This window comes from Streptosporangiales bacterium (assembly GCA_009379825.1).
Taxonomy (GTDB): domain Bacteria; phylum Actinomycetota; class Actinomycetes; order Streptosporangiales; family WHST01; genus WHST01.
In genome coordinates this window covers 31,020-57,543 of sequence record WHTA01000020.1, presented here as the reverse complement: position 1 = coordinate 57,543, position 26,524 = coordinate 31,020, and the positions used below count along the sequence as shown (strand labels likewise).

Below are 26,524 nucleotides of genomic sequence, written 5' to 3'. Positions count from 1 at the left end.
GCCCGTTCCTCCCGTTAAGGCACGTCGATCTCTTCTTGACTGTGGTCGTAGACCAACCAGTTCCCGTCGACATCATCGAGTGTGCAGTAAACCCGGAACGTGATGGTCTGCCCGACGGGGTTTCCTTCGGAATCGGACGGGATGACCCGCCTGGCGGCTGCCCGATATTTGCGCGTTTGCTTATCTTTGGGGGCGTCGTCCACTACGCTGGGTAGACGTATCCGGCGCAGCTGGGTGGCGCCGGCGTCGTCCCAGTCCTCCCAGTGCGCGAGTCGCGGGGCATTGCTGAGAAACGGTTTCTCGTAGTCCGGCGTCACGTACTCGGCGGCGCGCGCGATCGGCTGCGTCTGTCCTTCGTGCACCGGGTCGCCGCTGAACAGCGAGTCGGTGAAGGCGTCGCACACCGCCTTCGGCTCGGTGAAGTCGACGTCGTCGGGGTCCGGGGTGCTGTATGCGCCCGGTTCCTTGTCCGGCCGGTTCGAGACCGACTCGGTAGGACCCGACTTGCGTATGCTGGGATGAGGGGTGTTGCCCTCCTGGCCGTCACCGAAGATCCCGCAGCCTGTGGTCCCCGTGACGAATGCCGTTACCAGGACGGCAGCAGCGATGCCGCGAACCGATGTCGTCATGGGGTCGATTCCGGTGTGCTGGAAGTACCGCTGTCGTTCGGTTCTGGTTCGGAGTCCTCAGACGGGGAGGGCGAGCGCCCGTCCGACCGGTGAAGGGCGTAGAGCAACGTCCGGTCGAGTTTGTCGGTAGCCAGCAGCGCGACGTCGTCGATGACGAGGAGCGGCACGCTCTCCCGGGCGTCGACCTCGGCGCGGTGGTACGGGGTCAGCTCCTGATACCCACCGTCGACGCGGGCGTAGAGGCGGCCCTGGCTCATCATCATGACTTCCAGGTCGTCGATCGTGTACGCGACCGGCAGCTTCGGGAACACGACCATGTTGCCCACCGCGGCAACGCTGGCGTCGTCGGTCGCCTGGAGGAGCGGGTCGCTTTCCTCCGGTCCGATCGAGCTGGATTTCTCCAACCGTTCATCGACCATCTCTCTGCGGCCGCGTTCGTCCCCGCCGGGTGCCTCGTACAGCACGACCAAGTGTTTGCCGCCGTTCAGCCAGGCGGTCAGGAACATGCCGTTGGAGAGCACCGCCGCGCGCAGGAGCTCCGCGCCCTTCACCGGTACCGGAAGGTTGGTCGGTTCGGGCAGCACGTCGTCGCTGTCGCGCAGCTGCCACATCCGGCCCGCCTTGTCGACGGCGAGCAGGTACGCGCCCTGCGCCGCGATCGCGGTGGCGCCCAGCGGGACGTCGACGATCCTGGCTTTGCCCTTCCAGAAGTAGCCGGCCGTCTGGTTGGGCAACAACAGCAGGGGCGACTTGCCCACGAACGAGACGTCGACGTCGCCGGTCTCCGGGTAGAGGAGCTTCTTGGACCTGTGCTCCTTGTCGTCGAGCTCCCAGTAGAACAGGCCGCCGGACCCGTCCACCGCCAACACCGGGTCGCCGTCGATCTCCGTGACGTGCAGCTTCCCGTTCGCGCCGCCGGGGAGGTCCTGCTGCCACTGCATGACCCCCGTATGCACGTCGCGCACCTCGAGGACCTTCTGGTCGCTGATCATCGCCACCAGGTCGCCGGGCAACCCGGTGATCTCCTCGTCGTTGCGCGGCGCCTCGATCGCCCAGCTGGCCCGTGCGCCGTACCTCGGTGGCGGGTCGACCGGGAGGTTCGCGGCCGGCGGTGTGGTCGGCGGTGTCCGTTTTGGCCTGACCGGGCCACCGTCGCCGCTGCGCAGGGCGAAAACACCCACGCCGAGCAGCAGCACGACGGCGGCGAAGACCGCAACTGCGACCAGGCCGCGCTTCTTGTCCTTCGGGCCGCCGGAGTCGTTCTCCTGGCCGCGCGGTGGGCCGCCGCGCTTCTTCTTGCGCGTCGGTTTCCCGCCGGGGAACTCCACCGGCGAGTCCCCGATCGGGACGACGCTGCCGTCGGGCGCCAGGACCAAGTCCCACGCGGTGCCGTCGGCCTCCCGGGCGCGGACCTTGATCGGCCGGTTGAGCTCGGCATATCTCGACGCCACCGCCTGCAGCGCGAGCTGCCTCGCATCTCCGCTGGCGAGGTCGACGCCCGGCGGCATGACGATCGGCTGCCCGTCCACGTGAATGCCGTCCGCTCCGACGCTGACCACGGGATGCGGCCAGTCGGGCACCGAGCTTGGGTCGATCTGGTCGGCGGGCAATGCTCTCCTCGCAGGTACGTGGTGGCCACAGCGGATCGGCCGGAACCGGCTACGACCACCCCGATGTTTGCTGGAACCGGTTGTCGGGAGCGGCCGTCTACCGGCACGGCTGATTCTCCACCGGGTGGAGAACCGCACTACCAGGTGACTACTCGGTGGGTCCAGCCGAAAGGATAGCGTGACCAGCCCCGTGTGGGGGGCGTCGCAAGTACGATGCTGTCGGTACGGCAGATGCCGGATCGTGACCACCCGTCTGCCGTGGGTGCGAGAACTCAGGTGGTCATACCGGGAGGGATGGCGATGAGCGCGGATGCCAATCCGTGGGTGCCTCCCCGTGCGGCACCGGACGAGGGTGAATCAGCAGCGGTTCCTGCTACGCCGGTTACCCCGCCGTGGCAGCGACCGCACCTCGACGCGGAAGCCGGCGGGATCCCAACTCCCACCCGTCGCCTCGGCTGGTGGCGGTGCCCGCGGCGGCTGGCCGTCGACGTCGCATGGTGGGCGGTCGGCGTGCACGGCGGGGCGGGCGTGACTCGGCTGGTGTCGGGCATGGCGGCCGGTGGCTACGACGTCTCGCAGCACTGGCCGGTGGTCCCCGCCGGGGTCAAGGCGCGACCGCTGTTGCTCGTTGCGCGCACCGACCAGCACGGGCTGCGTGCCGCACAGGACGCCATCAGGGAGTGGTTCTGGCGACTCACCCCGCCCGGCTTCGATCTGGCCGGGCTGGTGCTCATGGCGGACGCACCGGGTAAGCTCCCGCCGCCGTTGCGGAACCAGGCCAGGACGCTTGCCGGGTCGGTGCCGAGGGTCTGGCACATCCCGTGGGTGGAGGAGTGGCGGTTCGGTGAACAACCGGAACGGCCGCCGAAGGAACTTACCGGGCTACGAGAACATCTCACCGAGCTGAGCCGGTTGTCCGCGGCAGAAGAGACTGCCGGCCCAGCCGAGAACAGTACACAGGATGCGAATTGGAACTCTGGGAGGAGTTCGGCATGAAGATGGTCCTTCCGCTTGTCATCAGGCTGCTGTCCGCGGACCCGCTGCCTGACGAGGTAGGGGACAAGGTCGGCACGCTGTTCAGCTGGCTGACACAGGTCCTCGCGTGGGGCGCCGGAATCGCATTCGTGGTCGTCGGGGGCGTGTTCTGTTACGCGTACTTCGGTGGGCACGGATCGTCTCGGGCAGTCCGTGCGCTCGCCGGCGTCTCAGCGGGCTGTTTGCTGATCACCGTGGGCGCCGCGATCGCGGGCACCTTGACCGGCACAGACATCTCCGACGAGGAGTAGTCGGCCAGCTCTCGACCGGCCGTCCGTCAGCTCGCGAGACGCACGGCCCAGCAGATGCTGCCAACACGTAACTCAGTCGACGAACGTCGATCGGGTTGGAGGATTGGGTGTTCCGAACATCCGCGCTGACATGGGTGACGCGTGTGGCCAGCTCCCAGGCAGTCCGCCTGGCGGGGCTGGTGGTGTTGCCGCTTGCATCGGTGCTGATCGGTGGCCCCGACTGCCAGAGCGCCGGGAGCAGCCCTACCTCCGACGAGGCCAACTTCGACTGCGTGGCATGGAACATCGTGCAGTGGATCCTCAACATCCTCGCCTGGGCGGGAGGTATCTCCTTCGTGATGGTCGGCGGGCTGTTCTGCTGGGTGTACATCGTCGGGCACGGGAGCAGACGCATCGTGCGTGCGCTCGGGTCGGTCGCAGCCGGCTGCATTCTGGTGACTTGTGCTAGTTACTTGGCGAAGGTCTTGGTCACATGAGTCCGAGAAAGCGGTCGACCGGCCGCACCGAACGCACACCCAAGCAGTTCTCGCTGGTGGCGTCGCTGATGCTGGTCGGGCTGCTCATCGTCGGTGCTGTCTTCGTCGTGCTCAGTGACGATGGCGGCGGCGAGGTAGCGCAGTCGCCGACTCCGCAGGCGACCACTACTACGCAGCCCACACAGATGCCGAGCGAGTCGAGCACGGAGACTGACGACTGTGACCTCAAGGACAAGAGGCAGAAGCTCCCCGAGTCCGCGCCGGACGACATCAACTGGACGCTTTGGAAGGGCATGGCCCTTCCCGCATCTGAGTCCGCTGGACCACTGGAGGTGGACGACGAGAATGGTGTCACCCGTTGCTATGCGCGGACCCCGATGGGTGCGGTGATGGCCACGATGAACATCGGCTTCCGTACCTGGTTGGCGGCCCCGGACACCAGCGTGGTCGACAAGCAGTACGCCGAGGGAGCCTTCAAGGACGAGGTCCGCGCCATGGTCGCGGGGGAGGGCTCGGTTCGCTCGCCGGCGCAGATCGCCGGTTTCCGGATACTTGCCTACAGCAAGTCCGACGCCATCGTCGAGGTCGCAGTGGGGGACAGTCGATCTGGGTACGCCAAGGGGCAAGCGACGCTGACCTGGGCCGACGGCAGTTGGAAGGCCGTCGCCACCGCCGAGCACGTCAGTGATGGCGGCGGTTGGCAGGGGATCAACTCGATAGATGGGTTTATCGAGCTCAGAGGGGTGGATTGACCAATGGGCCCACTGGGTGACATAGCAGATGTCCTCGAGGTGGTCGTCCAATTCTTCCAGGATCCGGTCGGCACGATCTTCAGGGCGATCGCAGTCCTGGTGGCCGAGACCATGGCGTCCCTGATCCAGGAACTCTACTCGGGGTTCCTCAGGGTCGACACTCCTGGTGTCGGTGCCGGTAACCCGCTGGGTGACGGCAACGCGCCTGGCGCGTTCGACAACGTGGCGAGCTGGACCAGTGACAACCTGATCTGGTTGTCGTTCATCGTTGCCACTATTGGGATCGCGGTGGCCGGCGGCCGGATGATGTGGAACTTCTCCCGCGGCTACCACGAGAACCTGAAAGAGGTGCTGCGCGGACTCCTTACGCTGGTGATCGCGAGCGTGCTCGTGATCCAGGTCGTGCATGTGTTGCTGTGGATCGGTGACAGGTACACCGAGTGGATCCTGAACGAGGCCAAGTACTCCAGCGGCGACCAAAGTCTCTGGGAGAGAATGGCCGATGGCGATGCCTGGAAGGACGTCGTCACGGTTGCCGAGTCGGTACTACTCTTCCTCCTCTTCGGTGGCCTGATGATCATCTCCATGATCATCCAGTTGATCCTGATGATGTTCCGAGGCGCGGTCCTCGTGGTTCTCGCTGGCACCATCATCTTGCCCGCGGCCGCGGCTACCACCGAGACCGGGCGGAAGTGGCTGAACAAGTACATCGCCTGGATGCTGGCGTTCATCTGTATGAAGCCGGCCGCGGCAACGATTTACGCCGTTGCCTTCAAACTGTTCATGAACCAGAGCGAGGATATTGGCGGGGAAGACCTGGACATCAAGGCATCGCTGTCCGGCTTGGTGCTGATCGGCGGCGCGGTATTCGTGCTCCCGGCGCTGCTGCGGCTGCTGACACCTGTCGGCGTCGCGCTCGCCGGTTCCGCGGTCGGCGGTGGCGGCATGCCGGACAGCGGGCCGAGTGATCAGGCCGAGCCGTCGGGGTCGCAGCCGACCGGTGGCCAAGGCGGCGGTGATGTCCGGCAGAGCTACCAGGCGGAAGGCGGCCTACGCGGTGGACCGCAAGGCGCCTCACCGGCGGAGAGTGGCGGGAAGATGGGCTCCACCGCGCCGACCACCGGCAGTGGCGGTAGAGGTGTCGGTGGCGCGGCCGGCGGTGGCGGTGGCGGTACGGCGGCGGCCGGTGGTACGGCGGCTGCCGGAGCCGCGACCGGAGGGGCTGCTCTGGCCGTCGGAGCGATCGCGGGGACCGCACAGCAGGCTGGTGAGCAGATGAAGTACGAGATGGACCGGGAGATGAGCTCGGGCGGCGAGGAACTCGGCCCGTCCGGCAGCGGGCAGGGAGGTGAGCTCTAGCGATGTCCACCGATACGGTCTCCGAGGTCAAGGAGCGGACGTACGGCAACTGGCGGCGTCCGTACAAGCCCGGCCTCGGCAAGCTGGGACTCGGCCCCACCCTGGGTCTCTTCTTACTCCTCGCCATCGTCGCCGTCGTCGGGCCGCAGAACATGACGGCGGCCGGGATCCTGTTGGCGATCGGCTTCGTCCTCTTGGCACCGACGGCGATCCGGGACCGTTATGGCCGGCACCTCGGTGAACGATTGAACGCTCGAGTGAGTTGGATGGTCGGAGTGGCACGCGGACAGAACATCTACCAGTCGGGCCCGTTCTCCAGGGTGCCCGGCGGCAAGTTCCTACTTCCCGGACTCGCCTCGGACACCGACGCCTACGAGGGCCAGGACGGCCTCGGGCGCCCGTTCGTGATGCTGCACTTCCGGAAGGCCAACCACTACACCACCGTGGTGCAGTGCAACGCCCAGGGCGGCAGCCTGGTCGACAAGCAGGACACCGACACCTGGGTGGCGAACTGGGGCGACTACATGCGCCGGATGGGCAACGAGCCCTCGCTGCTCGGCTACCAGGTTGTGGTCGAGACCGCGCCTGACTCCGGTGAGCGGCTCCGCAGGGAGATCGAGACGCAGCGGACCAACCACGCGTCGTCGCCGTTCGCGAACAGCGTGATGGGTTCGGTCGAGCAGATCTACCCGACGGGGTCGCCTACGGTTCGTACGTTCGTGGCGTACTGCTACGACGCGGCGTCGAACCTCGGCAAGCGGACCAGGGCGCCTGAAGAGATGGGCGTGCTGATGGCGCAGCGACTGCCGCAGCTGACCGAGTGGTTGGCGGCGACCGGCGCCGGCGTCGCACGTCCGCTGACCCAGATGGAGCTGGCCGAGACGGTACGGATGGCGTTCGAGCCGGCGATCGCACCGCTGATCGACAAGGCCCGCGGCAACGGGGGCAGCGGCCTCACCTGGGACAAGGTCGGGCCGACGATGCACCACGCCTCGTGGCGCGACTACCGGCACGACGGTGCCCGCTCGATCAGCTGGGTGATGGGTGAAGCCCCGCGCGGTGAGGTCTTCTCCAGCGTGCTCTCCGACCTGTTGCGGCCGCACCCGGCCATCAACAGGAAGCGGGTGTCGATCTACTACCGCCCGCACTCGCCGGCGGAGGCGGCCGGCCTGGTGGAGAGCGACAGCCGGGCCGCCGGTGCGGGCGTGGACGCCGCGCGTAGCGACAAGAGCCGCAAGCGTGCCGAGCTGCGGTCGGCCCAGCGTGCGGCGCAGGAGGAGGCGGAAGGTGCCGGCCTCACCCGGTTCGGGATAGTGGCGACCGCCACGGTCGCCGATGACGGCGGCGAAGACGACTCGGACCGGTTGGCGTTGGCCGACACGGCGATGGAGAACCTCTCCGCGCCGTCGCGCATTGCACTGCGGCGGGCGTACGGCTCCCAGGACACGGCGTTCCTTGCGGCCCTGCCGCTCGGCGTGATCCTGCCCGAGCACGTGGCGCTGAAGCTGCCGAACGACTGATCGCAGGGGTGGAGACCGATGGGGCGTCGCAAGCGCAAGGACGAGCGGGACATTCCCGAGACCGAGCCCACTGGTGAGGGGCTGGCCGTACAAGAGACGACCAAGCTCACCCGTAAGGGCCTCAACGGTCGCGGTGGCGGGAAGATGAGCTACCTCGACCTGCCGCAGGAGTACCGTGCTACCACCCGCCAGGTGTGCGGCCTCTGGCCCTTCATCGCCGGCGCAGGCACACCGATGATCGGCGTGCCGCTCGGCCGCGACCTGATCACCGGCTCGACGTTGTGCATGGACCCCATCGCCTGGTTCGAGCGCGCCTCGCTCATCGCGAACCCGTCGATGTTCACGCTGGCGCTGCCCGGTCTGGGCAAGTCGACGGTGCAACGCCGCCTGCTCGTCGGGTTGAACTTCCGCGGCACGGTAGGGATCGTGCCCGGCGACACCAAGGGTGAGTACAGCGACATCATCGAGGCGCTCGGTGGCTCCGTCGTGCGGCTCGGGCGCGGCCAGGGCACGCTGAACCCGCTCGACCTCGGCGAGATGGGCACGGTGTCGCAGAGCCTGACCGGCCGGGCTCGCGAGGAGCTGTCGGCGAACGCGCGCGGGCGGCGCTCGAACATGGTGGCCGCGCTCATCGCCATCGCCAGGCGAGGCAGCGTGAGCGGTGATGAGGAGAACTTCATCGATGCCGCCGTACAGTTGCTCGAGCACAAGCATTCGGACGGTGACGCGCCGATCCTGGAAGACCTCGGCCGGCTGATCCAGGAGGGTCCGGAAGAGCTGCGGCTGATGACGTTGTCGACGGAGGACGACGCCAAGTACGCGCATTCCGTCGAGCCGTTGATGCGTTCGCTGCTCTCGCTGGTGCACGGTCCGCTCGGCAAGACCTTCAACGCGCAGACGAGCAACAGGTTTCCGCTCGACCGGCCGGCATCGGTCGACCTGTCGAGCATCCCGGCATCGGACCAGCTGCTCGAGGGTTCGGTGCTGTTGGCCTGCTGGGCGGAGGCGTTCGCCACCGTCGAGGCGGCCGACGCGTTGGCGGTGTCGAAGGGTGAGCGGCCACGCCACTTCTACCTGGTGCTGGACGAGTTGTGGCGAATCCTGCGTGCCGGTGTCGGTCTGGTCGACCGGATCGACGAGCTGACCCGACTCAACCGCACGTACGGCGTCGGCCAGTCGATGACGACGCACACCATGAGCGACCTCGAGTCGTTGCGTGACCAGGAGGACGTCGCCAAGGCGAAGGGCTTCGTCGAGCGCGCCGGCCTGATCATCTGCGGTGGCTTGCCGCGGCGCGAGATGCAGTTGCTGAACCAGATCGTGCCGATGACCCGGCGCGAGCAGCAGCTCATCGTCTCGTGGTCCACCCCGCCGTCGCTCGACCAGGAGACCGGTCGGGAGACGGCGCCGCCGGGGCGAGGGAAGTTCCTGGTGAAGGTCGGCGGGCAGGCCGGCATGCCGTTCGAGATGGTGCTCACCCCCGCGGAGCTGAGTCTCAACGACACCAACAGAAAATGGGCGAACGCGATCGAGAGCAAGGACCAGGACCCCGGTGCCGACAAGGATGGCGTCGTGTACCTTCCGACGGCGACCAAGTAGGCCGCCACGCGTACAGACGAAGGTGTCCGTGGACGACGAGCGAGGGAGTTAGGCCGATGCCGAAGGTGATCGTGCCCGTGGGCATGATGCTGGGCGAGTACTTCCGGGTCGACGGCCAACACAGCAGCAGTCCGGAGTTCTGGCACGTGAGCGTCGGCGGGTACGCCGAGCAACTCAACGCCGACGAGGTCAAGGTGTGGGCGTCCGCGATGGTGGAGCCGGAGCGCCAGGCCAAGTTGGAAGGTACGCGCGAGCTGCTGCTCGACACCGTGCGCAAGGCGACCAAGGGCGTGATCAGCCGTCCGGGCAAGATCGTCGATGAGCTGATCGAGCGCGGCCTGCTGATCGAGTTCGATCCGGTCGAGGGCGACGTGGAGACGATCGCGCGCAAGCACCGGCTGTTCCCACTCGGCGTGGGCATGGGCAACAGCGGCGACGACCCGTTGATGTACCGCATCGCCGTCGGCAGCGAGCCGCGTATCGGCGTGAACGGTGACGTCTATGCGCTGTGGTCGAACTCGTTGTACTACCTGAACCTGTGGCAGTCGTGCCAGCAGTTCGCCAAGGAGATGAACCAGTACGTCACTCCTGGCGGGGACATGGAGGAGCTCGACGCGGAGAGCGTCATGCGTGAGCTCGCGGTGAACATCCCGCTGTTGGTCAGTGCCGAGTGCGCGTTCCTCGACCCGGTAGCCGCGTAGACCGGTGGACACGTGTTGTGGGCAATCCGACAAGTTACTTTCAAGTATCCCGTGCGGGCCGGGAAACCGATATCCTCGCGTTAGTACCTGACCGGGACCGCCGACGCTAGGGGGACAACCACCATGGCTGCGGATCGCCAAACCACCAGTGACCTCTACGGCCGAGGGTCGGCGGGACGCAGTGCCGTGGCGCTGAGCTCCGGCCGGTCGTCGTCGGCGGTGGTCGCCGGTCTGCAGAGCTCCTCGACGCCTCAGCACGTGGTTGCCGTGAACGCGCGCAGTGCACGCGCCGGCCACCGCGCCGCAGCGCACGACCGGCCGGTGGCACGTACCAACGACCGCGCTCGGCCGGAGCCCCGGCAGAGCACGCGGTCTGGCAGCGGTCGAAGTGGGGACCGGTCCACATCCCGGCAGGGTGGCCGAGGTGCGCGTTGACGTATCCGGGTAGGGCGCAACTGCATGTGGTTGTCATAACCGCCGGTCAGCCAGCTCGGGTAGTGTGAGCCCAAGACGTAACGTAGCGCCGACAAGACGTAGAGTGAGCCGACTTTAGCGGCGAAGCGAGTTCAGCCGGTTCAGCGAACGCCCGTGATGCGGAGGCTGTGGTATGCCGACGGTGATCGTGCCGGTGGGGTTCGTCATGGGGCCGGAGTTCGGTCCCGACGGTGAGCCCGACCGCGAGCCGTTGCACTACGAGGTGCACTTCGGCGGTGACCCGCAGAACCTGACCACCGACGAGTTCGTCGCCTGGGCCGGCGCGTTCACCGATCCGCCCAGGCACGCCGAGCTGCAGGTGAACCGCAAGTCGCTGGAAGAGTTCCTACGTACGGACAACGGGCTCGGGGGTCCGCTTGCCGACCCGGCGTCCGTCGTCACCGGTCTGGTCGAGCGCGGTCTGCTGGTGGAGTACGACCCGCTCGAGGGACCGCTGGAGGAGCTGTTCCGCGGGCTGCGGCTGTTCCCGCAGGGGCAGGGGCTCGGCAGCACGCCGGACGAGCCGACCCAGTACCGCATCGGGTTCGCCGGTCAGCCGATCGCTTCCGTGTCGTCGAACGCGTATCAGCTCTGGTCGTACTCGTTGACCTTCGCGTCGCTGTGGGACGCGTGCGTGGACATGGCCGAGGCCGCGACGAACGTCGAGCCTGGCGAGACTCCGATCGACGTCGACGCGGAGACACTCGTGCGCGAGGTGGGTAGCGCCATCCCCATGCTGGTGAGCACTGGCGCCGCCTTCCTCGATCCGTTGAATTACGAGCTGGGGTAAGTCCCGCCCGTCGAGCAGCAGTGTGGATCGGCGGGCCGGACCGGGGAAAGGACAAGAGATGGCGACCGTGATCGTACCCGCCGGGTTGAACATGGGGCAGGACTTCGGCCCCGGTGACCCGGCCGAGCGGCCGTCGGAGTTCTGGCAGATTCACCTCGGCACCGTGGCCGCGGATCTCACTCGCGACGAGGTGACCGTGTGGGGTGCCGCGTTCGTCGACGTGCAGCGGCACGCGAACCACGAGATGAGCCGGTCCACCCTGGCCCAGCTGGTCAAGGAGAACGCCGCTGGCGTCGACGACCCGGACACGGTCGTCGCCGGCTTGGTCGAGCGCGGACTGTTCGTCGAGTACGACCCGGAGAACGGGTCCGCGGAGAACGTCTTCCGCGACCACCAGCTGTTCCCGCTCGTGCAGGGCATGGGCAACTCCCCCGAGGACCCGACCGGTTACGAGCTGGGCATCGGCGGACAGACGTTGGTAACGGTGAACGCGGATGTCTACGCCGTCTGGTCGTACGCGCTCACCTGCAGGTCCCTGTGGGACGCGTGCGCGGAGCTGGCGCAGGGCCTGGACGAGGATCTCGAACCCGGTGAGGAGCCGATCGGCCTCACCGCAGAGGCCGTCGCCGCTCAGGTCGCAGCCGCCTTGCCGGTGTTGGTCGTCAGCGGCTGTTGTTTCCTCGACCCGCTGAACTATGAGCTATGAGGTGGAGTCGACGACGCCGCACCGGCATTCGCGGCCCCGAAGGTGACGTCCAGCTGACGGCCGAGGGGCCTCAGGGTGACTTCCAGCTGGCCGTCCTGTGGTACGGCCGCGACCGGCACGGTGCTCCGGAGCCGACCGTCACCGCGCTGACGCGGCCGATGGTAGGCGATCCACAGAACGCGTTGCGCGGCGTCCCCGTACCCGACTGGGCCCCGCTGGGTCTGCCCGGAGCGCCGGATCGGGGTTGGCAACTCGCGGCCCTGTGGCAGGACTGGGACGAACATGGGCGGCCGGTCGACAGCGTCAGCATCCTGACCGGTCCACAACAGGGCGATCCCAACCAGTTCCTGTTCGGCTATCGACCGCCAGGCCCCGAGGTGTCGTTCGAGGAGTCCCGGCAGTCGGAAGGCCAGGCGCAGGAGAACTATCGGGCGTGGCTGCGCGAACGAGTACGCGCAGAGGCGGCCGCAAGTGCTCCACCGCCCCAGGCGCCGGCGACACCGTCGGGGCCCGGTGCCTCGCAACAACAGGCCGCACAACAGCAGCCGCCCGTTCCACAGCAGCCACCGGCCGGTCAGCCCTCCGGTGCCCCGCAGCCGCCCCCGGCGGCGCAGCAACAGCCACCGGCCCCCCCGCCACCGCCTCCTGCTCCGCAGCTGCCGCCCGGCGTCGCACAACAGCAACCCGATGCTCCGCAGCAGCAGCCACCGGGAGTGCAGACACCCGGTCCTCCGCAGCCACCGGCAGCGCAGCAGCCATCCGGTGCTCCCCAGCCGCCGCCTACTTCGCAGCAGCAGCGGGGTGACCCGCCGACGCAGCCGATGCCGGGCGTCCAGCAGCAGCCGCCCGGGCGTGCACTGGGTACCCCGCCGACCCCGGCGGCGCCGCGGACGCAAGAGGGCGGCGCCCCGGGCGCCGAGCCGGACGAACGTGGTCCGGGCCGGCACCCGAAAACCAGCATCCACCGGCCGCTGCGGAACTGGCTGGTGGCGCTCGCCGCCGGCGCTGCCGGCGGCACCGTGGTCGGCGGCGTCATTGCGGCCGGTTCCAGCGTCCTGACGGCCAACCCGTTCGTGGGCGCCGCGCTGGCCGGACTGGCCACGCTCACCACGGTACGGGCGCGGCAGATCCTCGCCCGGCGTGCCGAACGTGGTCAGGAGACCGCCGTACCTCGGCACCAGGGCGATCCGGCGCAACAGGTCACGCCGAAGTCCGCCGCGCGGTACCGGGAGCGGCGGACGCGACAACGGCCGTCGCGGGCGCCCGGTCGGCGGCTGGGCAGGATCAAGCCGCTGACCAAGGAACGCAACCGTGCCGAGGGCGACGTCAAGTCGCGCCCGATGTGGAAGACCTACCTCGACCACATCATGATCACGTCCGGCCCGTTGCAGGGCGTCGCAGCGGCAACGTACGCGGTGTCCGGCAACTGGGGCCTGGTGTTGCCAGCGGTCCTGATGACACCGTTCATCTCGGCCGTGGGCCTCTACGGGATGCGCCAGCAGGAGAAGGCGAACGCCAAGGTGCAGGGCGCGCTCGAGGGTCAGGCGAAGACCCTGGGGGAGAACCAGCAGACGCTGTACGACAACCAACGTGGCTTGCTGAACACCCACGATCGGCTGGAGGGCCTGGTCGAGTGGGGTCGCAAGGTGGGCCTGATCCAGAATGAGCACATCGCCGAGCTCAGGCGGATCGGTGAGAAGCAGGACCGGGTGGACGACTTCCAGACCGGTCAGATCAAGGACCTGCGCGCGGTGGTCGGCGGGCTCGGTGAGCAGATCGAAGGGCTCGAGCGGGCGGTACAGGCCGGTACCGGTCACGGCACCGCTGAACACCGTGGCTCACCCGACCCACCGGCCGACCAGAACCAGGGCCGTGGCGCGAGTGGCAGACGCGGTGACGGCGACCCGAAGCGGCCGGCGGACGACCAGCGCGGTCCGAACCGCCAGCCGCCAACCCGCGGTCCCGACTAGGGAGCGGGTTAACCGAGGCGTCAGGTGAGGTTCACCGTCGCCACATGCGGCTTTACTACCTTCGATTTGGTCAGCTCGGCGCGTTCGACGTACGACGCGGCCGCACGGATCGGACCGGGGGTGCAATGCGGGTTCTCGTCGACCGACTTCCTCGGCACCGTCGCCGCCGGTCCACCGGCCCGCGGGTCCGCGGATGAGGGTGTGGTCGCGCCGCCCCCGTCACCGTGCCCGAGCCGGGGAGCAGGAAGCCACCGACCGCTGGTGGTCGATCCCCGAGTCGGCGCAGCAGCCGCCGGGCAACTGGCGGTTGGTCGTCAGCTGGCGGGACCACGAGGGGACGCCTCGCTTCCGGTACCTCAGCCAGACCATGTCCGGCGTCCCCCAGCGACTGCTCGCCGGCTACCACGTACCCGACGGGCTTGCGGTCGAACCCGCCGTGCCGTTGCCCGACCAGGGTTGGCAACTGGGCGCTCTGTGGCAGGGCAGGGACCAGCATGGCTCGCCGCAGTGGCGGATCACCCACATCAGCGGGCGGTTCGACGGCGACCCGCGGTACTTCGTCTACGGCTACCGCCAGCCCGGTCACGACCTGTCGCCGGCCGAGGCCGACCGCTGGGCGCAGCACGCACGCCACCGACAGGAGCAGGCCGCCGTACGTGCCAACGAACACCAGCCGACGGCGCAGGTGCCGCGCGGCCGCTGGGACGTCTTGCGTGGCGCCCGCGGTCGGGGCAGGCATCGCGGTGACCGTCGAACCGTCGGGCAGTTCGCGCGACGGAACTGGGCGCGGGTCAAGGATCGTGTCCGGCGAGGAGAAAGCAAAGAGCCGAAGCCGGTGCAACGGTTGTACGGGTACGAGATCAGCAAGTACCTGCTGCTCGACGCCGTCTCCATGGGCCGCACTGCAGCGGTCGGGGCCGCCGTGCTCTCCGGGTTCCAGGCGGGCGGTGTCGGACTCGCGGTCGCCGCAGGTGTCGCGGTGTGGGTGACGACGGCCACCACCAGGGGTGCGCTCTCTGCCACCGTCACGAAGCTGCGCGAGCGCGGCGACAAGCGGTGGGAGGATCGGCAGGAGAGCAAGCACGAGCGCAGCCTCCGCGCGGACGTAGCGCAGGACAAGCAGATCCAGCAGCTGAGCGCGGGCTACGAGAAGCTCAGGGACGACGTCGCCCAACTGCGCGCGGACGTCGCCAGGGGAGGTGGCCAGCCACCGCGGAGTGCGCCGAGCACCCGTCCGGTGGCGGCCGGCCTGCGGTCGGACGGCTGGCCGGCGGAGGAGCGTACCGACAACCCGGCGCCGCGGCGGGGAGGCGCCCGCGCCACCGTCGCCGGTCCGCGCGGCACCAGCAGGAGGGCTGCGCCGAGCGCACCGAGCCAGCCCGGTCGCGGCACCGGACGCCCGGGTGCGGAGCGCGCCGAGCCGCCCCGTTCACGCTTCTGACGGGCCCCGTCGGTTACCCCACGACCAGCGGCGATTCCCGTAGGGTGTGCTCGGTGGTTGGACGACAGCGAATCGGTGGGGCGTCGATGGTGATCGTGCCGGTGGGCTTGGACATGGGCCCGGTGTACGTACAACAAGATACCGCGGACCCGACTCTCCTGTACTACCAGGTGCATCTCGGTGGCAGTCCCGAGGAACTCGACGTCGCCGAGTACACGGTGTGGGCGTGCGCGTTCGCCGATCCGGACGCCCATCTGGACCTCAAGGTCGACCGCGCGCGGCTGGAGGAGGCCGTACACCAGCATCCGGCGCAGGTCGCCGACCCCGCCGCGGTCATTGGCCGGCTGGTGGAACGCGGTCTGCTCCTCGAGTTCGAGCCCGGTGCGGGCGACCGGCTCGCGGCGGTGTTCGGCACGCACCGGCTGTTCCCGCGCGCGCTCGGGCTCGGCAGCACCGCGCAACTGCCGTACATGTACGGCATCGGCTACGGCTCGAGCCGGTTCGCCGAGGTGCCGTCGAACGTGTACCACGTCTGGTCGTTCGGCATCGCCCTGCCGTCGCTGTGGCATGCCTGCAGGCAGTTCGCGGAGACGGTGGACCTCGACCTGCCGCCGTACGATGAGCCGCTCAACCTGACCGCAGGTGAGGTGGCGGACCAGGTGGCGGAGAACCTGCCGCTGTTGGTGAGCACGCGGGCGGCGTTCCTCGACGTGGTGAACTACGACCCGCCGGTGCCTCCGCCAGAGCCGGTGCCGTTGCCGCGTCGGGCGCCCGACGGACGGCCGCCGGTGCTCGTCCCCGTCGGGATGTCGTTGGGCTGGGACTACTGGTACGACGACCCGGAGCAGCGGGACGAGCAGTACTACCAGGCGCATCTGGCGTACGAGTACGCCGACCTGTCGCGGGCGGAGTTCACCGCGTGGCTGGCGGCGTTCAACGACCTGGGCCGGCATGCCAGGCACGAGGTGACCAGGGAGACCCTGGTGCGTGACCTCGCCGTGCAGGGCATGACCGACGCGGCGTACGTGGTGACGCGGCTGCTCGACCGTGGCCTGCTGGTCGAGTTCGAACCGAGCGAAGGGCCGGTGGAGCCGTTGCTCAGCGCCGTGCGTCTCTACCCGCTGGGCGATGGGCTGGGGAACACCCAGGAGCAGCCGGAGCTGTTCCGTCTCGGTGTCGAGGACGAGCCGCTGGTGGAGGTGGACGCCATCACGTACACAGTGTGGTCGTACGCACTCACCACCCCCACGGCGTGGGATGCCTGTGCCACACTCGCAGGGAGCTTGCAGGACGCGGCTGCGCAGGAGGAGGAACCGGAAGCCGTGACGGCTGAGAACGTAGCCCGGGCCGTAGCGGGGGCGTTGCCCGCCCTCATCTCCGCCGGCTGCGCGTACATCGACCCGGTGAGCCAGCCGTAATGTACGTGCCACCACACCTACGCATGCAGGCGGGCCTGTCGCCTACCGGACACCGTAACGCCGCGGGCCGCGGCCGAGCGGGCCCACCGCACGCGGCCGGGCGCGCCGGCCAGCCACCGGTGGCGCAACAGCGCGGCCGACACCGTGCGCAGAAGAACCCGGACAAGCAGGCCAAGCCGGGGAAGATGCGCAAGGTCGGCCGCGGCATCAAGGCGGCGGTGAAGGGTCTGTGGTGGCTCGGTGTCAAGGCGCCGATCGGCACCCTGAAGTGGGCCTTCAACTACGCCATGCGTCACCCGGTGGGCATGTTCCGGCCCAAGAACATGATCCAGGAAGGTCGACGGCTGAACGGCCAGTTCCAGCAGTGGCGTGCGGTGCGTGCCGAGGGCCGGATCGCCAACCAGGTGCCGAACGCCCGGCAGCAACCCGGACCGAGCCGGCCGGTCGACGTCGGCCGGCAGGCGACGCCGGCCCAACGTGGCCGCATGGCACGTCTGGCCGCACTGCCCGGGGTGCGGCACGTGGTCCAGGCCGTCAAGAACGTAGCGGAACGGATCAAGGCACGGCGTGAGACACGGCAGGCCCAGGAGCCGGGCCGCCGCCGCGACGGCCGCCGCGACAGGAACCAGCCGCCAATCAGACATGGGCGGCCCGCGCAGTCACCGCAGCAGATCCCACCGGCGGCGGACATCAACGCCCGCGTACAGCAGCTCGGCCAGGCCGCCGGCGTGCAGATGCCGCAGCAGCAGCCTGCGGTGGGGCGGGCGCCGGTGCCGCCGATGCCGCAGCAGGCGCCTGTGGTGGGTCGTGGGCAGGCGCTGCAGCCGGGTCAGGTGCCGCAGCAACCGCAGATGGCGCCGCAGGGCCAGCGGCCGGGGATGCCGCCACAGCAGGCGGTGCCGCAGCAGCCGCAGATGCCTCCGCAGCAGCCGGGTCAGGTGCCGCAGCAGGCGGTGCCGCAGCAACCCCAGATGGCGCCGCAGGGCCAGCGGCCGGGGATGCCGCCACAGCAGGCGGTGCCGCAGCAGCCGGGGCGCGGTCCCGCGCCGCAGGGTGCGGCACCACAGCAGCCGCAGGGGTTTGCGCCGGCGCCGCATGGGGGGCCACCACAACAGCCCGGGGGCCAGGCGCCGCAGCAGCCCGGCTCCTTTGCGCAGCCGCCACAATGGCAGAGCCAGGTCCAGGGCGGCGGTCCACGGGCGGTCAGTGCCTCCCGACCGCAGCAGCAGCAGCCGGTCAACCGGCACCCCGAGCGCAGCGGCCAACGCCCGGGCAGCGGTACGCCGGCACAGGACAGGGCAACCGAAAGTCGCCCGCAGCAGCAGGACCCGAACCGCAGCGCTCGGTAGCAGCGGCTAATGCCGTGGTGGGGCGGACGTAACGAGCGCGGCCAGTTCCGTGCGGTTGGCGATCTCCAGCTTGGCTGAGGCCAGCATCATTGAGGGTGGCTCGCAGCTTGGATGCTTCTATGTCTTGTCAAGCGGCGTGAGGGGCTCTGCTGACGGCGGTGGTGTGGGTTTCGAGACGCCGGCCGGTGCACGGTGCGTGATCTTCCTCGCCTCAACCTGTGGATGACGGCGACCATTTACCCGCGAATCTCCCGTACAGTTGTTTCGTTACGAACGAGGAGGAACGGCGGGCAGGTCAATGGTGATTGTCCCGGTTGGTCTCGACATGGGACCTGTGTATCCGGAGGACGGTCCTCCCGCGCGCCCGCCGAACTACTGCGAGATCCATCTCGGCGGTGAGCCGGAGGAGCTGACGGCCGAGCTGTACACCGTATGGTCAGCCGGCTTCGCCGACCCGGAAGCGCAGATCAACCTGAAGGTCGACCGCGACTGGCTGGTCGAGTACCTCCGCGACTTCGGCCACGAGCCGACCGGCCGGTTCCCCGACGCGTCGCCGCTCATCGACGAGCTGATCCACCGCGGCCTGCTGCTCGAGTTCGACCCCGAGGCCGGCGACCTCGAGCAGCTGCTCAGCAGGCACCGGCTGTATCCACGCGCCCTCGGCCTGGGCAGCACCGTGCACGAGCGCGAGCTGTTCGGGATCGGGTACGGGTCGAGCAGGTTCTGCGCGGTCGGTCCTGACGTGTACCAGCTGTGGTCGTTCGCCCTCACCTACCCGACCCTGTGGGATGCCTGCGCCGGGTACGCGTCCGGCGTCGACGCTGACCGCCCGCCCGACGAGGAGCCGTTGCACCTGACGGCGGACGAGGTCGCACGTAACGTCGCGGAGTGCCTGCCGATGCTGGTCAGCACGAAGGCAGCGTTCCTCGACCCGCTGAACTACGACCTGCCGACCGTCCCCGGCCCGGTCGAGTTCCCGACCGACGGTGGACGTTCGGCGTCGCCGGGCCGTACTCCGGTCATCGTTCCGGTCGGCGTCCCGATGGGTTGGGACTTCTGGGAGGGCGATCCCGCGGACCGTCCCGACCAGTACTACCAACTGCATCTCGGCACCCGCTACGTCGACCTGACCATGGAGGAGTTCCTCGCCTGGCATGCCGCTGCCGACGGCTTCCAGCAGCACGTGCGGCACCAGGTCACGAAGACGACGCTGGTCGAACACCTGCGGTCCGCCGAGGGTCTGCCGAACGCCGAGGACCTGGTCGCCGGCATGCTGGCGCGCGGGCTGCTCGTGGAGTTCGATCCCGTGCAGGGCCCGCTGCGCGACCTGTTCCGTGCCGTACAGCTCTTCCCGTTGGGCGACGCCTACGGGAACACACCGCAGCGTCCTGATCTCTACGGTCTCGGGGTCGAGGGGGAAATCTTGTTGTCGATAGAACCCGAGCCGTACATGATCCGGTCGTACGGCCTGACGTGCGCGTCCCTGTGGGACGCCTGCACCGCGCTGGCCGAGGGTGCCGACGAGGGGCTGCCGCCTGGCGAGACCCCGGTCGGGCTCAGCCCTGAAGACGTGGCGAGGTCCGTGGCCATCGTGCTGCCGGCGATGATCTCCGCCGGCTGCGCGTTCATCGATCCGCTGAACTACGCGCTATGAGCGGGCCGATGCACAAGCGCAGGCAGCGCGATCCGGAGCGTACTCCGCGCGTGGGCGGAGCCGCCCGCGTGGCATTCGAGGCGGAGCTCTTCGGTCGGAAGTTCTCCTTCACCGTCAGCACGGAGGGGCGCGTCGACGCGGGCCGCAGCGTCGACCAGGAGACGCGCAGGCACCGTCGTTCCAGGCACGCCGCCGACCGCGAGCAGACGAGACGGCGGGCGGACGGCCGAGCCGAGCAGCAGCCGAGTCGGGAAGGCGCCACGGTCGACCAAGGCGTGCGGCGAGGCGAGGGGTGGCTCAGCCGGCTGCGTCGGCTGCCTGGTCGACGTCGTGCTCCGTCGCGCAGCCAGGCTGCGGAGGTGGAAGGGCGCGCCGGCACTCCACCCGACCAGCAGCAGGAGAACGAGCCGAACCGTAGCCGCGGTGGTCGGCACCGTGCCCGCCGGGCCGAGACCCGCCGTGCGGCCTTGGCACGACAGGTCCGCACCGGTGTGGAGTGGCTCGGCCAGACGCGTGCCGGTGGTGCCGTTCAGCGCACCTGGGCAGGTGCGCGAAGTAGGTTCCTGCCGGGGCGCACGAACGAGGGCAAGACACCGGGTGTCTTCGCCCTGCTCCTCAAGGACAAGCAATTCCGCCAGGCCGTTAGCGCGGAGGCGCGTACCGAGGTGCCGAAGTTCCGCGTCGTGGGCGTGACGGGCCTGGTGGTGAGCACCGCGGCGAGCATGGCTGCGGCAGGTATGACTGACCAGCCGATCCTGAACCCAGGCACTGCGGGCTTCGCTGCTGCTCTCGTCTGGGCCCTGCGGCCGCAGGGTTACCTGGGGGCCGCGGCCGCTGTCCGGGCAAGGGGGCGGGACGCGGACGGCAAGTGGTGGTCGCAAGAGGCCGGACAGGCCGCGCGCGAGCAGGACGGGGGTAAGCGAACGAACGAACCTGCCGGGTTGGGATCGCGGGAAGCTGGCCGCGAGGAGCCGGTGGGTTCCGCGGAGCTGGACGAGCGCCTGGCCCGGCTGCCCGGCGGTCGGCCGGACGCCCCGTCCGTCGATTCACAGCAACAACGGCCGGTCGGGGAGAACGACGAGCGAGCTCCCGCTCAGGCGCAGCAGGAGGTTGGTGGCCGGGCAACGTTGGGTGCCCCGCCGACACCCGCGCAGGAACCTGAGCAGCAACAGACGCCGGCCGCTGGCAAACCGCAGCAGGCCCAGGGGCAACAGGTCGACCCGCGGCAGGCGACGATGGTGGAGGCCGCGCAGTGGCGCGACCTCGCAATGCGTGGGGCCGAGGACGCCACCCAGCGGCGCGACAAGGCGCAGCAGGACGTCGAGTACCTGACCGGCATCCAGGCGCAGGCCGGCAACGAGGCACAGCAGCAGGAGCAGATCCGGCACAACGCCACTGCCTGGGCCGGCTACTACCAGCAGGAAGCCCAACGTCACCAGCAGGAGTTCCAACAAGGTGCCCCGTGGGCCGAACAGCAAGCCGCCGCTGCACAGCAGGCCGCGCAGCAGGCGCAGCAGGCGGCGATGGTGGCCGCGCAGAGCCGCGACGTCCACGCACGCAACGCGGGTGAGATCGGCCAGCAGCTGGAAGCCGCCAAGCAGCAGGTGACCGGCGCCGAGACCGAGCGGCAACAGTACCTGCAGGCCGCCGGCCAGGCCGAGCACCTGCTGACGTCGCTGGAACAGCAGCAACAACCGGGACAGACCCAGGAGCAGCAGCCGGTGTGGCCGCAGCACGACCAGGATCGGGCGCAGGGGCAGCCGCCGAACCAGCCGCAGCGCGACCCCCACTTGGTGCAGGGGCAGGTTCAGCAAGGCACGCCCGGTCAACCGCAGCCCACGCCGCCTGGTCGTGAGCAGTCCGAGGAGCCGGCCGGCCCGGTGCCGACGGGCGCGCCGCAGCAGCCGCCCCAGCCCGGTGCCTTCGTCGCTCCCCAGCCGACACACCGTGGCGGCGAGCAGGCCCCGACCGAGCGACCGGCCGCTCCGACACAGCAACCGACCGGCGGCAAGCCGGGGAAGTTCGCCGACCAGTTCCGCGACGGCCGGCACTCCGTCGGATACAGCCAGACCGGCCGGCGTGGCCCCAATGCGGACCGACGCACCAACGACCGCGACAAGACCGAACGGCCAGGCCCCAACGGACCGGGACACACCCCCGGCCCGAGCTGACGTCAGCCACACGAGCACTACGGCGCGGCCGCCGGCAACGGCCGCGGGATCCCATGCACCCACGGCCGGCCACCAGCCACGAGGCCGGGTAAGCATTCACCACCGGGCGCTTGCCGACGTGACGCCCGGCGGGCCCGAGCTTTGGCGGCCATGGCCGGGCCCAGGCCGCGCTTCCAGGCGAGCCGACGAGCGGACACACGTTCCTACCCGCCGCGGCTTGGGTACATGCTCGGGCCGGACACGCGTGGCCGGGGCCGAGTTGCCGGGGTCCGGGCGCGCGCACGACCGGGTCGGGCACGCACCCTGGGCGAGCTGGCGGTGCAGGGTCCCCCGGCCGGGCGAGGTTAGCGGGCGGGGGCGTCTGTGCCTGGCTCGCGGTCGTCGCGGCGTTGTTGGCGGTGGGCGGCTGCGGCGGCGCGTTGGCTGGTCAACTGGTCGTCGGCCTGTTGGGTGCGTTGCACTGCGGTCTCGTCCTGTTCGTCGCGTTCGTCCGTGGCTTCACGCGTGCGTGGGGTGGTGTTGCGCTCCCGTCCGCGGCCGTCGTCTGCCGGTTCGGATCCTGGGTCGGTCATAGCAGCCCCTTTCCGGCGGAGGCTCTCACCATACCGGCGCCCGACGCGCCACAGGGCCGGTCGATGCTTACCTTCGGCAGTACCGGCTGCACAATCCACCGGGGTACCGTGCCTCGGTGAGCAGGGGGTTGCCCGCATGGGCACGGATCGCGCGGCCGCGGTGGCTGTGGCGTGACCGCAGGACGATCCTCGTCGACGGTGTGCTGAGCCTGGCGTGCAGCGTGCCGGTCGTGGTCGGCGCCATCGGGACGCCGTGGTGGACGTTCCCCCTCCGGGTGCTCGTCGTCACCGCCCTCATCGCAGGCGCGCGCCTGTACCCGCTCGCGTCGCTCGCCGCAGTCCTCCTCGGCGCGTTGCTCGACGCCAACGTCATCTTCATGGCGCCGGTCCTCGCCCTCCTCGCCGGTCGGCGGATGCCCACGGCTCGCCCCGCGCTCGTGGTCTTCGCCGCGGTGGTCACGGTCGGCAGCGTCGCCACGCCGCTGCTCGGCATCCCGCTCAACGAGTGGGTGAGCGGCATGGTGATCCTGCTGCTCACCATGGTCTTCCCGTGGCTGGTCGGACGCAGCTGGCGGCAGTACCAGGACCTCGTACGGGCCGGCTGGCAGCGCGCCGACCAACTCGAACGCGAGCAGGAGATCGTCTCAGCGGAGGCGCGGCTGCGTGAGCGCGCACGGATCGCGTCCGACATGCACGACTCGCTCGGGCACGAGCTGAGCCTGCTCGGCGTCCGCGCAGGCGCACTCGAGCTGGCACCAGGGCTGACCGACGAGCACCGCGCCGCCGTGCGCGAGCTCAGGGCCGGTGCCGCGGACGCGACCGAGCACCTGCGCGACATCATCGGCGTGCTGCGCGAAGACACCGAGCACGCCCCGACCGGACCGGTACGCGAGAGCATCACGGCCCTCGTGCAGCGCGCCAACGCGTCCGGGATGGAGGCACGTCTCGACGTGGACGAGGCGACCGAAGGGCCGCCCCCGCCGGCCATGGTCGACCGGGCCGCGTACCGGGTGGTGCAGGAGGCGCTGACGAACGCCGCGAAGCACGCACCCGGCACCGCGGTCACCGTCCAGGTACGGCGCACCACCGCGGAGACCGTCGTGCGGGTACGCAACGACCAGTCGCCCGACGCTCGGCCGGCGCCGTCGGGCGGACGCGGTCTGGTCGGGCTGGACGAACGGGTGCGGCTGGTGGGCGGCACGCTGCGCACGCACGCCACCGGCGGCGGCTTCGAGCTGGTCGCGAGCCTGCCGCATACGGCCGACGGCGGCGCGCAGGCGCAACCGACCGAGCCCGCTGCGGCCGACGCCGGCATCACGGAGTCGGCTCGGCGACTGGCGCACGCGAGCCGCCGGGTCCGCCGCAGTCTGGTGGCGTCGCTGGTGATCCCCGGCGCGATCGGCGGGTTGCTCGTCGTCGTGATGGCCACCCAGTACGCGTACAAGGCGTACGCGTCGACGATGTCGCCGCAGACGTACCGGGAGCTACGGGTCGGGCAGGAGCGGACCCGCGATGGCCGGGTCGTTGCCCAGCCGGGAGTACACCGAGCGGGCGCGGGTGGCCGAGCCGGCCAAGCCGCAACGGGCACGCTGCGAGTACTACCGGGTCGAGCGCAACATGTTCAACCTGCCCTCCGACGTGTACCGGCTGTGCTTCGTCGACGGGCGGTTGGCGGACAAGCACCGCATCGTCGTGGTCCGCCCGTGAAGGAAGGGAGAACGCGATGATCCGGGTACTGCTCGCCGACGACGAGGGCATGGTGCGCGCAGGTGTGCGCGCGATCCTCGAGACGGACGCGGAGCTCGAGGTGGTGGCCGAGGCCGACGACGGTCGCGCGGCCATCGACCTGGCGCAGCGGCACCGGCCGGACGTCGCGCTGCTCGACATCAGGATGCCCGAGGTGGACGGGCTCGCCGCGGGCGCGGAGATCAAGGCGTCCGTACCCGACGTGGCGGTCGTCGTGCTCACCACGTTCTCCGAGGACGAGTACATCGCCAGGGCGCTGGGTGACGGGGCGAGCGGTTTCCTGCTCAAGTCCGGTGACCCGCGGGAGCTGCTCACCGCCGTGCACGCGGTGGCCGGTGGCGCCGCGTACCTCTCGCCGCGGGTGGCGAAGCGGGTGATCGCCGAGCTGGCCACCGGCGGCTCCGGCGGCCGGATGTCGCGCAGTGCCGCGGCCAAACAACAGGTGGCGTCGTTGACCAACAGGGAGCGGGACGTGCTCGGCCTGATCGGCGCGGGCCTGTCGAACGCCGAGATCGGACGCCGGCTCTACCTCGTCGAGGGCACCGTGAAGGCGTACGTGAGCAGCATCCTCACCAGGCTGGAGGCGAAGAACCGGGTGCAGGCGGCGATCGTCGCCTACGAGGCGGGGCTGGTGCCGGTCGAGGACTGACCGGGCACGGCGGACAGCGCCGCCGCGCGCGACCTGAGGTACCGCTGCTCAGGGACGCTCAGCGTGCGGCGGGCGGCGGTGAGGTAGGCGTCCCTCGCGGCGTCGCGGTCGCCGACCAGCTCGAGCAGGTATGCGCGCACCGCATCCACCCGGTAGTGCCCGGCGAGCGCGTCGTCGGTCGAGGCGGTGGTCAGCTCACCCAGGGCCGCCGCCGCGCCGTGGACCATCGCCACGGCGACGATGCGGTTCAGGGTGACCATCGGCCCGGGCGCGGCGGCGCGGAGCAGGTCGTACAGCCCGAGGATCTGCGGCCAGTCGGTGTTCTCGGCTCGTTCGGCGTCGGCGTGCACGGCGGCGATGGCAGCCTGCAGCTGGTACGGGCCGACGGGCCCGGCCGCGAGCGTGCGCGTGACGAGCGCGGCCCCTTCGTCGATGGCCGGCCGGTCCCACCGGCTGCGGTCCTGCTCGGCGAGCGGTACGAGCGCACCGTCGGGACGGGTGCGGGCCGGCCGCCGCGCGTCGGTGAGCAGCATGAGGGCGAGCAGACCGGCCACCTCGCCGTCGTCCGGCAGTAGTGCCTGGAGCTTCCTGGTGAGCCGGATCGCCTCGGCCGTGAGCTCGACCCGCAGCAGTGCCGGGCCGGAGCTCGCGGCGTAACCCTCGTTGAAGATCAGGTACAGCACCTTCAGCACCGCGGCGACCCGCTGCGACCGTTCCGCCGGCGGCGGCAGCCGGAACTCCGCCCCGCTGGCCCTGATCCGTTGCTTCGCCCGGCTGATGCGCGGGCCGACGGTCGACTCTGGCACCAGCAACGCGCGCGCGATCTCCGCCGTGGTCAGGCCGCCTACGGCCCGCAGCGTCAGCGCCACCTGCGACGGGAGCGTGAGCGACGGATGGCAGCAGAGCAACAGCAGCGTCAGCGCGTCGTCCTCGGCCGGCGCCACGTCGCCGTGCGGTGGTTCGAGCTGCGCGGCGGTCGCCTCCCGCCGCCGGCGCGCGGTGTCGCTGCGCACCGCCTCGACCAGCCGGCGGGACGCGACCGTGACCAGCCAGCCCCGCGGGTTGTCGGGCACACCGTCGACCGGCCATTGCTGCGCGGCCGAGAGCAGGGCCTCCTGTACGGCGTCCTCGCAGCTGTCGAAGTCGCCGTACCGCCGGACGAGCCGCCCGACGACCTGCGGCGCGAGCGCTCGTAGCAGGCCCTCGACTTCGACCGCCGCCGTCACATCTCCACCCCGCCGAAGGTACGCACCGGCCGTACCTCGACCACCCCGGCCTCGGCTTCCGGAATGCGCGCCGCGATCTCGCAGGCCCGGTCGATGTCGCCGCACTCGACCAGGTAGAAGCCGGCCAGCTGTTCCTTCACCTCCGCGTACGGCCCGTCGGTGGTCATCGCCTCCCCGCCGCGAACGGTCAGGTGCTTGGCGAGCGACGAGTCGGCGAGGGACTCCGACACGATCATCTCTCCCGACGCGGCGAGCTCCTCGTTCAGCGCGGCATACGCCCGCAGCCCCGCGGCCCGCTCGGCCTCGGGCAGCTGCTCCCAGAGCTGCCGCGCCTGCGGGTTGGTGTAGATCAGAACCAGGTACTTCATCGGTACCTCCAGAATTTTCCACGATTCTCCGCCAGGGATGTCGAAACCGGCACCGCAG

General features: G+C 69.9%; 23 protein-coding genes. 18 read left to right on the top strand and 5 right to left on the bottom strand.

All coding sequences use genetic code 11. The features are described from left to right. Positions 1-14 precede the first annotated feature (14 nt). Entirely contained in the window at positions 15-629 is a 615-nt protein-coding gene (locus tag GEV07_12745; GenBank protein ID MQA03540.1) for a hypothetical protein, read from the bottom strand. Continuing rightward, positions 626-2,239 (bottom strand): hypothetical protein, encoded by a 1,614-nt coding sequence (locus GEV07_12740; GenBank protein MQA03539.1) that lies wholly within the window; start codon positions 2,237-2,239, stop codon positions 626-628. The genes GEV07_12745 and GEV07_12740 overlap by 4 nt, the downstream gene beginning before the upstream one ends. Positions 2,240-2,539: 300 nt before the next feature. On the opposite strand from GEV07_12740, the gene GEV07_12735 reads away from it, so the two are divergent. The 16 genes from GEV07_12735 to GEV07_12660 all read left to right on the top strand — a co-directional run bounded on the left by GEV07_12735 (position 2,540) and on the right by GEV07_12660 (position 21,905). Then, positions 2,540-3,235, top strand: a complete 696-nt coding sequence (locus GEV07_12735; GenBank protein ID MQA03538.1) for a hypothetical protein — start codon at positions 2,540-2,542, stop codon at positions 3,233-3,235. Then, complete coding sequence (locus GEV07_12730; GenBank protein ID MQA03537.1) at positions 3,232-3,525, top strand: hypothetical protein; 294 nt, start codon at positions 3,232-3,234, stop codon at positions 3,523-3,525. Before GEV07_12735 ends, GEV07_12730 begins: the two co-directional genes overlap by 4 nt. Positions 3,526-3,668: 143 nt before the next feature. Then, a complete protein-coding gene (locus GEV07_12725) occupies positions 3,669-4,001 on the top strand; it encodes a hypothetical protein (protein ID MQA03536.1) in 333 nt (110 codons plus the stop codon). A gap of 56 nt (positions 4,002-4,057) precedes the next feature. Beyond that, a complete protein-coding gene (locus GEV07_12720) occupies positions 4,058-4,753 on the top strand; it encodes a hypothetical protein (protein MQA03535.1) in 696 nt (231 codons plus the stop codon). A 222-nt stretch (positions 4,754-4,975) separates the two neighbouring features. Continuing rightward, on the top strand, positions 4,976-6,112 hold the full coding sequence (locus GEV07_12715) for a hypothetical protein (GenBank protein MQA03534.1): 1,137 nt from the start codon (positions 4,976-4,978) through the stop codon (positions 6,110-6,112). A 2-nt stretch (positions 6,113-6,114) separates the two neighbouring features. Next, positions 6,115-7,632 (top strand): hypothetical protein, encoded by a 1,518-nt coding sequence (locus tag GEV07_12710; GenBank protein ID MQA03533.1) that lies wholly within the window; start codon positions 6,115-6,117, stop codon positions 7,630-7,632. 18 nt (positions 7,633-7,650) lie between these two features. After that, a complete protein-coding gene (locus GEV07_12705; protein MQA03532.1) occupies positions 7,651-9,231 on the top strand; it encodes an ATP/GTP-binding protein in 1,581 nt (526 codons plus the stop codon). A 56-nt stretch (positions 9,232-9,287) separates the two neighbouring features. Continuing rightward, complete coding sequence (locus tag GEV07_12700) at positions 9,288-9,932, top strand: hypothetical protein (protein MQA03531.1); 645 nt, start codon at positions 9,288-9,290, stop codon at positions 9,930-9,932. 607 nt (positions 9,933-10,539) lie between these two features. Further along, positions 10,540-11,196, top strand: a complete 657-nt coding sequence (locus tag GEV07_12695) for a hypothetical protein (protein MQA03530.1) — start codon at positions 10,540-10,542, stop codon at positions 11,194-11,196. Positions 11,197-11,254: 58 nt separating this feature from the next. Continuing rightward, positions 11,255-11,902, top strand: a complete 648-nt coding sequence (locus GEV07_12690; protein ID MQA03529.1) for a hypothetical protein — start codon at positions 11,255-11,257, stop codon at positions 11,900-11,902. 821 nt (positions 11,903-12,723) lie between these two features. After that, positions 12,724-13,872, top strand: a complete 1,149-nt coding sequence (locus tag GEV07_12685; GenBank protein MQA03528.1) for a hypothetical protein — start codon at positions 12,724-12,726, stop codon at positions 13,870-13,872. A gap of 193 nt (positions 13,873-14,065) precedes the next feature. After that, positions 14,066-15,313: a hypothetical protein gene (locus GEV07_12680; GenBank protein ID MQA03527.1), complete on the top strand. Its 1,248-nt coding sequence runs from the start codon at positions 14,066-14,068 to the stop codon at positions 15,311-15,313. Positions 15,314-15,366: 53 nt separating this feature from the next. Next, complete coding sequence (locus GEV07_12675) at positions 15,367-16,731, top strand: hypothetical protein (protein ID MQA03526.1); 1,365 nt, start codon at positions 15,367-15,369, stop codon at positions 16,729-16,731. Positions 16,732-16,850: 119 nt separating this feature from the next. Beyond that, positions 16,851-18,080, top strand: a complete 1,230-nt coding sequence (locus tag GEV07_12670) for a hypothetical protein (protein ID MQA03525.1) — start codon at positions 16,851-16,853, stop codon at positions 18,078-18,080. A 325-nt stretch (positions 18,081-18,405) separates the two neighbouring features. Next, entirely contained in the window at positions 18,406-19,734 is a 1,329-nt protein-coding gene (locus GEV07_12665; GenBank protein ID MQA03524.1) for a hypothetical protein, read from the top strand. 68 nt (positions 19,735-19,802) lie between these two features. After that, positions 19,803-21,905 carry a hypothetical protein gene (locus tag GEV07_12660; GenBank protein MQA03523.1) on the top strand — a complete coding sequence of 701 codons (2,103 nt, stop codon included), beginning with the start codon at positions 19,803-19,805 and terminating at the stop codon, positions 21,903-21,905. 344 nt (positions 21,906-22,249) lie between these two features. Here GEV07_12660 and GEV07_12655 read toward each other — a convergent pair whose 3' ends face one another. Further along, a complete protein-coding gene (locus GEV07_12655; GenBank protein MQA03522.1) occupies positions 22,250-22,477 on the bottom strand; it encodes a hypothetical protein in 228 nt (75 codons plus the stop codon). Positions 22,478-22,593: 116 nt separating this feature from the next. Between GEV07_12655 and GEV07_12650 the strand changes: the two genes are divergently transcribed. Then, entirely contained in the window at positions 22,594-24,204 is a 1,611-nt protein-coding gene (locus GEV07_12650; GenBank protein MQA03521.1) for a sensor histidine kinase, read from the top strand. Beyond that, entirely contained in the window at positions 24,201-24,872 is a 672-nt protein-coding gene (locus tag GEV07_12645; GenBank protein MQA03520.1) for a response regulator, read from the top strand. The genes GEV07_12650 and GEV07_12645 overlap by 4 nt, the downstream gene beginning before the upstream one ends. Here GEV07_12645 and GEV07_12640 read toward each other — a convergent pair. Both GEV07_12640 and GEV07_12635 read right to left on the bottom strand, forming a co-directional pair. Beyond that, complete coding sequence (locus tag GEV07_12640; protein MQA03519.1) at positions 24,839-26,098, bottom strand: RNA polymerase sigma factor; 1,260 nt, start codon at positions 26,096-26,098, stop codon at positions 24,839-24,841. The genes GEV07_12645 and GEV07_12640 overlap by 34 nt on opposite strands. Further along, positions 26,095-26,466 carry a YciI family protein gene (locus tag GEV07_12635; GenBank protein ID MQA03518.1) on the bottom strand — a complete coding sequence of 124 codons (372 nt, stop codon included), beginning with the start codon at positions 26,464-26,466 and terminating at the stop codon, positions 26,095-26,097. The genes GEV07_12640 and GEV07_12635 overlap by 4 nt, the downstream gene beginning before the upstream one ends. Positions 26,467-26,524 lie beyond the last annotated feature (58 nt).

Coding starts and splice junctions, on each gene's coding strand:
- GEV07_12745 (MQA03540.1), bottom strand. CDS start 629: ATGACGACATCGGTTCGCGGCATCGCTGCTGCCGTCCTGGTAACGGCA.
- GEV07_12735 (MQA03538.1), top strand. CDS start 2,540: ATGAGCGCGGATGCCAATCCGTGGGTGCCTCCCCGTGCGGCACCGGAC.
- GEV07_12730 (MQA03537.1), top strand. CDS start 3,232: ATGAAGATGGTCCTTCCGCTTGTCATCAGGCTGCTGTCCGCGGACCCG.
- GEV07_12710 (MQA03533.1), top strand. CDS start 6,115: ATGTCCACCGATACGGTCTCCGAGGTCAAGGAGCGGACGTACGGCAAC.
- GEV07_12705 (MQA03532.1), top strand. CDS start 7,651: ATGGGGCGTCGCAAGCGCAAGGACGAGCGGGACATTCCCGAGACCGAG.
- GEV07_12700 (MQA03531.1), top strand. CDS start 9,288: ATGCCGAAGGTGATCGTGCCCGTGGGCATGATGCTGGGCGAGTACTTC.
- GEV07_12695 (MQA03530.1), top strand. CDS start 10,540: ATGCCGACGGTGATCGTGCCGGTGGGGTTCGTCATGGGGCCGGAGTTC.
- GEV07_12690 (MQA03529.1), top strand. CDS start 11,255: ATGGCGACCGTGATCGTACCCGCCGGGTTGAACATGGGGCAGGACTTC.
- GEV07_12685 (MQA03528.1), top strand. CDS start 12,724: ATGCCGGGCGTCCAGCAGCAGCCGCCCGGGCGTGCACTGGGTACCCCG.
- GEV07_12680 (MQA03527.1), top strand. CDS start 14,066: ATGAGGGTGTGGTCGCGCCGCCCCCGTCACCGTGCCCGAGCCGGGGAG.
- GEV07_12665 (MQA03524.1), top strand. CDS start 18,406: ATGGGACCTGTGTATCCGGAGGACGGTCCTCCCGCGCGCCCGCCGAAC.
- GEV07_12655 (MQA03522.1), bottom strand. CDS start 22,477: ATGACCGACCCAGGATCCGAACCGGCAGACGACGGCCGCGGACGGGAG.
- GEV07_12645 (MQA03520.1), top strand. CDS start 24,201: ATGATCCGGGTACTGCTCGCCGACGACGAGGGCATGGTGCGCGCAGGT.
- GEV07_12635 (MQA03518.1), bottom strand. CDS start 26,466: ATGAAGTACCTGGTTCTGATCTACACCAACCCGCAGGCGCGGCAGCTC.